Source organism: Clostridium saudiense (assembly GCF_000577815.1).
Classification (GTDB): Bacteria; Bacillota; Clostridia; order Clostridiales; family Clostridiaceae; genus Clostridium; species Clostridium saudiense.
In genome coordinates this window covers 1-10,123 of the sequence record NZ_CBYM010000063.1, presented here as the reverse complement: position 1 = coordinate 10,123, position 10,123 = coordinate 1, and the positions used below count along the sequence as shown (strand labels likewise).

General features: G+C 28.1%; 11 protein-coding genes and 1 pseudogene. 4 read left to right on the top strand and 8 right to left on the bottom strand.

Annotated features, from left to right (window positions below; translation table 11 throughout):
• The 3 genes from TY07_RS17890 to TY07_RS16380 form a co-directional block, all read right to left on the bottom strand.
• Positions 1-690, bottom strand: a 690-nt coding sequence (locus tag TY07_RS17890; protein ID WP_042402733.1) for a phage antirepressor KilAC domain-containing protein, incomplete at its 3' end; no start/stop codon positions are given.
• A 68-nt stretch (positions 691-758) separates the two neighbouring features.
• Entirely contained in the window at positions 759-914 is a 156-nt protein-coding gene (locus tag TY07_RS18460; RefSeq protein ID WP_042402730.1) for a hypothetical protein, read from the bottom strand.
• A gap of 65 nt (positions 915-979) precedes the next feature.
• Entirely contained in the window at positions 980-1,204 is a 225-nt protein-coding gene (locus tag TY07_RS16380) for a helix-turn-helix domain-containing protein (RefSeq protein ID WP_052330765.1), read from the bottom strand.
• Positions 1,205-1,466: 262 nt separating this feature from the next.
• On the opposite strand from TY07_RS16380, the gene TY07_RS16375 reads away from it, so the two are divergent.
• Both TY07_RS16375 and TY07_RS16370 read left to right on the top strand, forming a co-directional pair.
• Positions 1,467-1,838, top strand: coding sequence for a helix-turn-helix domain-containing protein (locus TY07_RS16375; RefSeq protein ID WP_042402727.1), 372 nt, complete (start codon positions 1,467-1,469; stop codon positions 1,836-1,838).
• Entirely contained in the window at positions 1,838-3,556 is a 1,719-nt protein-coding gene (locus tag TY07_RS16370) for a recombinase family protein (protein WP_042402724.1), read from the top strand. Before TY07_RS16375 ends, TY07_RS16370 begins: the two co-directional genes overlap by 1 nt.
• Here the strand turns inward: TY07_RS16370 and TY07_RS16365 are convergent.
• The 5 genes and pseudogenes from TY07_RS16365 to TY07_RS16345 all read right to left on the bottom strand — a co-directional run.
• A pseudogene (locus tag TY07_RS16365) lies at positions 3,536-4,321 on the bottom strand (FAD-dependent oxidoreductase); the annotation flags it as partial. The gene TY07_RS16370 and the pseudogene TY07_RS16365 overlap by 21 nt on opposite strands.
• A complete protein-coding gene (locus tag TY07_RS16360; RefSeq protein WP_042402721.1) occupies positions 4,321-5,313 on the bottom strand; it encodes a sulfide/dihydroorotate dehydrogenase-like FAD/NAD-binding protein in 993 nt (330 codons plus the stop codon). The gene TY07_RS16360 and the pseudogene TY07_RS16365, both read right to left, overlap by 1 nt.
• Positions 5,314-5,482: 169 nt before the next feature.
• Positions 5,483-6,823: an APC family permease gene (locus tag TY07_RS16355; protein ID WP_042402718.1), complete on the bottom strand. Its 1,341-nt coding sequence runs from the start codon at positions 6,821-6,823 to the stop codon at positions 5,483-5,485.
• A 195-nt stretch (positions 6,824-7,018) separates the two neighbouring features.
• On the bottom strand, positions 7,019-7,627 hold the full coding sequence (locus TY07_RS16350) for an NUDIX hydrolase (protein WP_042402714.1): 609 nt from the start codon (positions 7,625-7,627) through the stop codon (positions 7,019-7,021).
• A 102-nt stretch (positions 7,628-7,729) separates the two neighbouring features.
• On the bottom strand, positions 7,730-8,914 hold the full coding sequence (locus TY07_RS16345; RefSeq protein WP_070098869.1) for a D-alanyl-D-alanine carboxypeptidase family protein: 1,185 nt from the start codon (positions 8,912-8,914) through the stop codon (positions 7,730-7,732).
• A gap of 133 nt (positions 8,915-9,047) precedes the next feature.
• Between TY07_RS16345 and TY07_RS16340 the strand changes: the two genes are divergently transcribed.
• Positions 9,048-9,632 (top strand): DUF2953 domain-containing protein, encoded by a 585-nt coding sequence (locus tag TY07_RS16340; protein ID WP_042402712.1) that lies wholly within the window; start codon positions 9,048-9,050, stop codon positions 9,630-9,632.
• Between the two features lie 22 nt (positions 9,633-9,654).
• On the top strand, positions 9,655-10,074 hold the full coding sequence (gene ytfJ / locus TY07_RS16335) for a GerW family sporulation protein (RefSeq protein ID WP_042402709.1): 420 nt from the start codon (positions 9,655-9,657) through the stop codon (positions 10,072-10,074).
• Positions 10,075-10,123 lie beyond the last annotated feature (49 nt).

Genomic DNA, 10,123 nt, shown 5'->3' with positions numbered 1-10,123 from the left:
ACCTTTGCCAGTCCACTTTCTGTCATATATTATTTTCCCGTTATCTAAAACTTCTTGCTTAATACTAACTAAACCTAATTCAGAATACTTAGAATATAAAAGCCAAGTTTTATTTTGCTTATACTGTATCTTCTTTTCTGACAATAAATTATTAAGCTTTGTAGCACTACTTAATCCCAATTCCTTAGCAATTTCTGATGTTGTGTATAACTTATTTTGATGTACCAGCTTGTCCCTTTGTTTTTCAGCTTCTAACCTTGCTGCTCTTTCTTCTTTCAATTTTGTTGCTGCTGCTATAAGTAAATCTGGATTATCTAATAATTCATCTGTTGCATACATTCCGTACTTCCTCATGCTTGGTAACACTTCTGTTGCTAACCACATTTGAAACTTTTTAGCAACATCATTATTAGCTTTCATTCCAAGTAGATAAAATAAGCTTTCTGGAATGTAATCATCTTTCCCAACATGTTGGGAAAAGTTTAATTCCTTACAGTAACCATTCATAGTTTCCCATCTTACATACGTTTTCCCATTTTTAATTTGTGTAAATCCAAAACCTATAGCTGTATCTTCAGCATTTAAAGAAATACTTGCATCATCATTTTTAATTGCTCTTACTTCAAGTTCTAATTCTTTATTAACAAATAATTGAACTCCTTCTTTATGTTTGTGCTTTATGTTTTCCATTTATTTTCCTCCATATTATTTATTATGTTTACTTAACTCTTATAGGCTTTTCAGCCTTTTATCATCTGTTACAATTCATCCTTGTCTAACTTTTCTAATTTATCTATAAATACTCCTAGTTCTTGATGACTTAACTTTTCAGCAACTATATCAGCCATTACTTCAGCAAACTTTTCTTCTAATGCCGTCATATCAGTTGGTAATATTAAAGTTACTGTATACATAAAATTCCCCCTATTAAAAAGCTATAATATTCTATGCCTCATCATTTGTTTCTGTTACTTTTCTTTTAATCTTCAATACAACTCTTTTCATCGCTACCACCCTCCATTAACTTATCAATAGATATATTTAGATAAGAAGCAATTTTATGAACACTTGATATTGATGGATTTTTCTTTTTCCCTGATAAAATATCATAGCAAGTAGCATATGCTAATTTACATTCACAAGCTAATTTAGATATTGTAATATTCTTTTTTTTAAACTCTTCAAATAAAAATTTGTTATTCATTTTTTCACCTCGCTATCGTTAACATGATTACTCTATCAATATTATATCGTTTTAACGATAATGTAAAATCTATAAATCTCCCTATCGCTTTAACAGAATAAATTATTATCGCTTTTCTATCATTTTCGGCTTTTTTTTACCTTTTTCTATCGTTTTAACGATACCGATGTATTATTTTGTCGTTTTTATGTTCTGTAGTTATATTGCTTTTTATCGCGAAAGTGATAAAATATAAATATAATAATTTTTATGGAGGATTCTTATGGGAATTTCACTATTAGGTAAAAATATAAAAGAATATAGAAATAAAAAAGGATTGAGTTTAAAAAAGTTAACTGAAATAGCTGAAGTTGGCTATGCTACTATTTATGACTTAGAAAATGGTAAAAAACAAAATATAAACTCTACTACTTTAGAAAAGGTTGCAACTGCCTTAGAAACTTCTACAAATGAGTTGCTTGGAATAGATGTAATAGAACATACTGTAGATGATATTCCAGACACTATTGATGCAATATTTGAATCTGATGAACTAGAGATAGATGGTATTAAATTAACTTCTAAAGAAAAAGACATTCTTAAATCTATATATAAAAATGGAATAGATGTAATTAGATTAATGAGGTCCAACTAATGAAAAGAGTAGCTATTTATAGTAGAAAATCAAAATTTACTGGTAAAGGTGATTCTATTGAAAATCAAATAGAAATGTGTAAAGAATATATTACAAATACTATAGGTAAAGATATAGAATTCACTATTTATGAAGATGAAGGTTTTTCGGGCGGTAACCTTGATAGACCAAGGTTTAAAAAATTAATGGCAGCTATAAAAAGTAAAAAATTCGATATTTTAGTATGTTATAGATTAGATAGAATATCAAGAAATGTCGCTGACTTCTCAAGCACATTGGAAGTATTACAATCTAATAATTGTTCATTTATAAGTATAAAAGAACAGTTTGATACCTCAAGTCCAATGGGTAGAGCCATGATTTATATTGCTAGTGTCTTTGCTCAACTTGAAAGAGAAACTATAGCGGAAAGAGTTAAAGATAATATGTTAGAGCTTGCTAAGAATGGTAAATGGACTGGTGGTAAAATACCAGTTGGTTTTTCTTCAGAAAAAATAGAACATATTGATGAAAATGGTCTTACTCGTGTAACTCCTCAATTAGTTATAAATGATAAAGAAATGGAATTTGTAAACTTTTTATATAACAAATATCTTGAATTAGGTAGCCTTCATAAATTAGAAGTTTATATTCATGAAAATAATATTAAATCTAGAAATAATGTTTTATATGAAAAATCATCATTAAAAACAATACTACAAAATCCAATCTATGTTAAAGCTAATAGTGAAGTAGTTGAATACTTAAAAAATTCTAATTGGACTATATATGGCAGTCCAGATAATATTCATTCACTATTAACTTATAACAAAACTGAACAAACAAAAAAAGATGGTAAATATACTAAAGCTAAAAAGGATATATCAGAACGTTTTGCAGCTGTTAGTTCTATTAAAGGATATATTGAACCAGATCTATGGCTTTCAGTACAAAAACAGTTTGATAAAAATAAAGATACATTCCCAAGACTAGGTAAAACACATAACGCTTTATTAGCTGGCAAACTACGTTGTGGAAAATGTAAGGAATATATGTTAGTTGTTCATGGAAGAGTATCAAAAGCTACTGGAGAAAAGTTATTTTATTATAATTGCTCATTAAAAAGAAAATCAAAAGGTAGCCTTTGTGACAATGGAAATGCTAAAGCAGCTGTTATAGAAAAATTAGTTTTACTCTCTTTAAAACAACTTAGCTTAAAGAAAAAAGAGTTTATATCAAAAGTAAGAAATAAATATAAATCTGATGCAAGTGATGAAAATATTAATATAGAAAAATTATCTTTAACTAAATCACTTAAAGAAAAAAAATTACAAATAGATAACTTAGTTACTAAATTATCTTTATGTAATGATATTGAAGATATTTTACTTGATAGAATAAAAACTTTAAAAAACGAATGTAATGCTATAGAAGAAAATATTAATAACTTAGAATCAAAAGCTTTAAATTTAAAAAATAATTTACTAAATCTTGACCTTATAGAAGAACTATTAGATAAATGTGCTAATATAGATGAACTTGATAGATCACAACAAAAACTTATTATAGATAATTTAATAGATACTATTTATTGGTACAGTGATGGTCCAGGTAAAGGAAATATAGAAATTAAATTTGTTGGCACTGAAGATAATCAAAAAGAGCTTAAATTTACAAGTGAAGAGATGCAGCAACTATTGTTGCATTTCTGTTCTCATAGCATGACCAGTATCAAGTAAAACTACATTTTCCGCAAATTCCTTCAAAGCATATTGTTGACAAACCTTAGTACTAAGCTTTCCATAATTAACATCCTCAGAAGGAACCTTCAAAACAACAACTCCAGTCTTATCAAGTTGCTCTCTTATACTATCAGATAAACTCTCCTTAGCAAGCTTACAAGATCCAGAAAATGCACCAAGCACATCGTCATTTCTTTCACCTTGAATATCAGCTACTCCACATCTTGCACTAATACTAAGTCTTGGTCCAAATGCTGGGCAACGTAAAATACACATAGAACATCCATTACCATATCTTAAACAATTCCCCATTGGTCCTGTTGTACCAGTAGTTTCAATAAATACATCACCTTTAACATAGCTTCCATCACTTAGTAAAATTCCATTAATTTTATTATTTTCAAAATCAACGTCTGTTACCCTTGTTTCCATATGAAGGTTAATTCCCTTATCTATTAAATAATCTCTAACTACACCTTCAATCTTATTTACATCATACAATGTTGCATGTTTATGTCCTGGAAAATCTATATTAGCATGTCTTGCACATTTATCTGTTAGCTTAATTAGATCTCCTCCACCTAATGCAATTAACTCTTCTGAAGCTGTATAACGTCCGTTGTTTCTCATTATTCCGCCAACATTACCAAGTCCAAGTAAAAGATCTGTTTTTTCATAAACATGGACTTCTGCTCCGGCTTTCTTTGCTGTTAAAGCAGCTGCACATCCAGACCAGCCCCCACCAACTATTATAACCTTCATCATATTAATCTCCTCCCCTCAAATATAGCTCTTGGACTAGCTTGTACCTTACAGAATCTCTTTACTCTGTGACCTGAAAACCTTGCTGTGCACGCTCCACATACACCTTCACCGCAACACATCTTAAAATTATTACAACATGATAAATCAATATCTTGTCTATCTAAATAATCTAAATATTCGATTACATCATAAGTTAATATATCCGCTCCAGCAATGTGGATTAAAGATATATTATTGTAACCAATTATTGATTTTATAGCCACCTTAGCTTCAGGAGATAGCTTACCTTTTTCAATTAAATTCATTTCTTGAGGAACGATATTTAGCTTATCTAACCATTCAGATACGTATACATCATTAAAAGGTTGTTTATCAACAATTACAGTAACCTTATTATCATTTTGAACTAATTTTTTAATTACAGGTACCATAGGAGCCATTCCAATACCTCTTGCAATTACTAAAATATTATTATTTTTTTGTTTTCTTATGTTTTTTAAACCAAATACACCATTCCAATAAGGTCCTCTAATTGTTATTTCTCCTCCAGATTCAATATTTAATAATTGTTTTGTTTTGACACCTCTTATTTCTATCATTACTGAAATAATATTTGTATCAATATTAGAATCTAATATTGAAATAGGAACATCAAAATAAACATTTTCATCACTTCTTATAAATATAAAGCTTCCTGGCTTTGCTAAATCTATTGCTAATTTATGTGGTGCTTCAAATTTAATTAAAAGCACATCATCTTGACATAGCACTTTTTCAGATACTTTGCAGGTATAAGCCTTTCTTTGCTCCTTAGCTTTATTACCATTATTATAAAGTTCTTGATAAATACAAACTCCATTCCAATTTAGACAATCACAAAAATGACTTCCTTGTAGTTGAGAGCAAAGTATGCATTCACCACTTTCAGCTAAATGGCAAGGGCAATACTCAGTACCAGCATCTATACAATCAATCGTCTCCTTAAACATTTCGACTCCTAAATTAATACTATACACTATATAGATTATTTCATTAAATCCGTTTTGTTACTATAAATCGCCTAATATATAAAATTTTCTACTGTAAAATATTATAAAAAAACACACAATTATAAGAGTAAACTCATATAATTGTGTGTTTTAAATTTTTATTAATAATTTATTCTAAACAACCGTTTATAATTTTTTCGTTTTTCTTACAAAATAAAACTGCTAATAACATTACTAATAAGCAGAATGCCGCATATATCCAGAATAATTGATTACCCATGCTTCCGAATAAAATAATTAATGAACCTATTATAGCTAAAACAGGATTAATTATAGTATTCCAAATACCTGAAATCTTACCTTGTCTACCTAATTGAATAACTTTTACATATAAAAGTATGTACATTGTGTAACTCATTGTAATTGATATTTCAGATATATCTGAATTTGGAAGTAATCCAAATTTAGTTGTTAAGTAATGAGCAATATACCATACTATAGCTATAATAAATGCTACTATTGCAGAATTAACTGGCATTAATAATTTTTCATCTATCTTATTAATAACCTTTGATTTTGGGAACATATTTCTTACTGATAAAGAATGTGGTAATCTTATCATTCCTAAAGTTAATCCATTAATAGTACCCATGATTGAAATTATAACAAATATTAATACAATTTTTGCTCCCCATGGTCCTAATAAGTTGTTTGCAGCTAAGTCAACGTGAGCATCTCCTAAGCTCATAATAGTTTCTGGCCCTATATACATGCTTATTCCAACAAAGTATAAAACATATACTATTAAAATAAATATAGGTGCTATTATAAGAGCTTTTGGTAAATTTCTTTTTGAATCCTTTATTTCATGTGAAATTGATGTAGAAACTACCCATCCATCAAATGAAAATGCGATTGGTGCTATTGCAGCAATCCATCCTGTAGACTTCATTGCAGTAATATCACTAAATGAAACACTGCTTGTATCTCCAAATACTAATCCAGCAACTGCAATTAATAATAAAGGTATTAACTTTATTATTGTAGATGCATTTTGGAATAATCCACCTAACTTTGCTGATAAAGTATTAATTACAAATAAGAACACCATTATTGCTAATCCAATTAACATTTGTTTTTCTAATGTTCCTTCTATTCCAAATAAAATGCAAATGTAGATTCCAGCCACCCAAGAAACTACTGCTATTAATGTTGGAAAATATAAAAATGTTTGGAACCAACCAAAAGCACATGATGTTGACTTATTATAATACTCTTCAGCATATGCTATTAAGCCACCTTCTTTTGAACTTCTTGATGCTAATTGTGATATAGTTAAACTTCCAAAAATTATAGCAATTGCTGCTATACAGAATACTAATACTCCTAATGCTACGCTTCCTCCTGTAGCAACAAGAATATTGTCACTCTTAAAGAATATTCCTGAACCTATAACAATTCCAACAATCATTGCTATGGCAGTGAATAATCCATATTCGTTTTTCTTCATGTTGTTTTCCCCCCAATGTTTTTATGTCTTTCTTCATAAGTTCACTCAGAAATTGTAATTTCCATATATCCCAAAATAGATATCTTGTAGAACAATATGCTAAGTTTCTACTAATATACCATGAAACTAACATTTAGTAAATAAAACAATTTGATTTTTTATAAAAAATTTTGAGATTTTAATTATTTTTTTAATTTATTTAAAAATTTCATCACCCATTGCTACAAAACTCTGTAAAGCCATGAAGAATTTAATATCACATCTTTCATTACTATTTAATATTTTAATTGCATCTTCTTTAGATAATAATATAGTTTCGATATCTTCATCTTCCTCTAAATTTTCTGTCGAAATTTCTCCTGAGCAAGTACAATATACTAATGAAACTGATTCATCAGTCATACCTGGTGATAAATAAAGCTTATTTCCTACTTTACTTTCTATTACCTCTTCTAAGTCTAATCCTGTTTCCTCTTTTAATTCTCTTTTAACTGTTGGTATTATATCATCATCATTATCAATTAATCCTGCTGGTAACTCATAAACATAGTTATTTAAAGGAATTCTAAACTGTTTAATAGCAACTAATTTCTTTTCATCCTTATGATATGCTAATATAACAACAGCATCTACTTTATCTTCTTTTCCATTAAAGAATTGATCTTCTAATGCCTCTTTAGTTTTTCTTGATGCAATTGTCCAAGTTTTTTCCTTACCACCCCTATTTATATAATCAGCATTATATAAGCTTAAAAATTTAGTTTTAGATAATACTTTTAATTCTTTTACTATAGTTTTACTCAAAATATTCTCCTCCGATTCTATTTACATTATTTTAATTTAATAATTAACAATACCTACATATTCATTTTATACCAAATTTATATACAATAAAAGAAAAAAGCACTAATTATTAGTGCCTTCATTTTGTATTAAACTATCAAATTCTTTTTGTGATATATCAGTGTCGCATATTAGAGCTTTTTTTAACAACTCATTTCCACTATCATTTAATGCTACTTTTCCTATAATGTCTCCACTATTTTTATCAAATAATGTGTTAAACACTTCTACCTCAACAGATCCTTGACCTTTAAATCCATAATCAAATTCTGACTCTTCAACTATTGTTCCTAAATTAATAAATTCTGATGAATTTACAATATCTTTCATATTATTTGCTTTAAAACAATAATTATCTGAAACATATTTATAAATTTGTTCTGTAACATTCCATCTGTCACTACAATTTAAAACTACGATAATAATGTTTCTACCTTCATGTCTAACTGATGAAACTAAACATTTTCCTGCTTGACCTGTATATCCAGTTTTTACTCCATTAGCTTCTGGAATTCTATACAAAATTTTATTGATATTATTATAATCTCTTGTAAAACCTGATGCATCTCTTGTTATAGTTTTTGTTCCACAAATTTGGCAAAATGTTTCATTTTCCATTGCCTTTGCAGTTAATAATGCTAAATCATAAGCACATGTATAATGCTTAGCACTATCTAACCCGTGTGGACTTTCAAAGTGAGAATTAACTAATCCCAAACTTCTTGCATAGTCATTCATAATATTAGCAAATCCTTCTACACTACCACCAATATCTTCTGCTATTGCAATTGCTGCATCATTACCAGACTTATATAATAGTCCATATAATAATTCTATTAATTTTATTTTCTCACCAGCTGTATATTTAACTTTTGATCCCCTTATAGATGATGCATTTTTACTTATAGTTACTTCTCTATCTAAATTACCTTGACTTATTGCAATCAAGGCTGTAAGGATTTTTGTTGTACTTGCCATAGGCACTATTTCGTCTGCATTTTGTGCAAATAACACTTGCTTTGTTTTACTATCCATTGCTATAGCACATCTTGCATTTACTCTAATGCTATTTAATAGATTTTCCATATCAACATCATCTATATCATCATCTTGAATATCATCGATTATAGCTAAATCTTCAACTTCATCTTCATCATCAAAGCTTTGCGCATAAACACAATTATTCATTAAATTACAAATAATTAGTACTAAACTTAAAGTTACTCCTAGGATTTTAAAATTTTTCATATCCATCACTCCTATTTTCTCCTTACACATGTAGTATTTTCATTTATTAAATTTTTAAACATGTTTATTAAATTTTTATGATTTAGATTTAATTTTTGTGGCAATACTAATAGAAGATTAGGAGAGGTTAATTATGCATATTTTAATAATTTTTGTTGTTATAGTATTAATTTTGTTTATACCTATACCCCTGAGCTTTCATTTTTATGTCTCTAAGGATAGGTTTTACGTAAAAATTTATAATATTAATTTATTATCTAATGATGGTGGCTTAATAAAGAAATTTCTTAATAAGAAAAAACCAAAAGAGGATAAAGGTAAGAATATCGAAAAAACAATTGATGACCATAAAGATGATAATGACTCCTCTAATAAAAAAGTTAAGTTTAAAGAAACACCTTTTAAAAAACTTTATCATAACCTTGCTTATAATAAATTTAAGCCAACATTAAAGTTTGATAGTAATATTTCTTATTCCTTAGGAGATTCAAGCAAAACTGCTATAGCTTTTGGTTTACTTTATAATATTAATCCAATCCTACTAAATATTTTTTCTATTATATTTAAGGTAAAAAGATATAAAAATGATTTTAAGCCTATTTTTAAAGATAAAATACTTTTTGAACTCACACTAAACAGTATAATTACCTTTAATTTAGCAAAAATTATTTATATATGTTTTATTATTATAAAATCATTTAATAAAAATAGGAGGTGAATCCCTTTATTTGGGGATTATTATGGCTGATAAACATGAATTAGAAAACTTAATGAGAAGTACTATGGAAAATTTACGTGATATGATAGATGTTAACACTGTAGTTGGAGATGTAGTAGAAACTAGTGATGGAACTTCGATTGTTCCAATTTCTAAAGTAACCTTTGGCTTTGCATCTGGTGGAAGTGAATTTGGTAACCATGTTGCTGTTAAAGATGATGGAGATGAAAATTATCCTTTTGGTGGTGGCTCAGGGGCTGGTGTCACTGTAAAGCCAGTAGCATTTTTAATAGTTAAGGACGGCTCTGTAAGATTGCAACCTGTAGATTATGATAATACTGTTGATAGAATTGTAGATTCAGTTCCTCAACTTTTAGACTTATTTAAAGGATTCTTTAAAGATAAAAATGCTGGAACTGAAAGTCAAGATTTAGACTTATAAAAAAGTAGCTGTATCAAAACAATTAAATTTTGATACAGCTTTATTTATA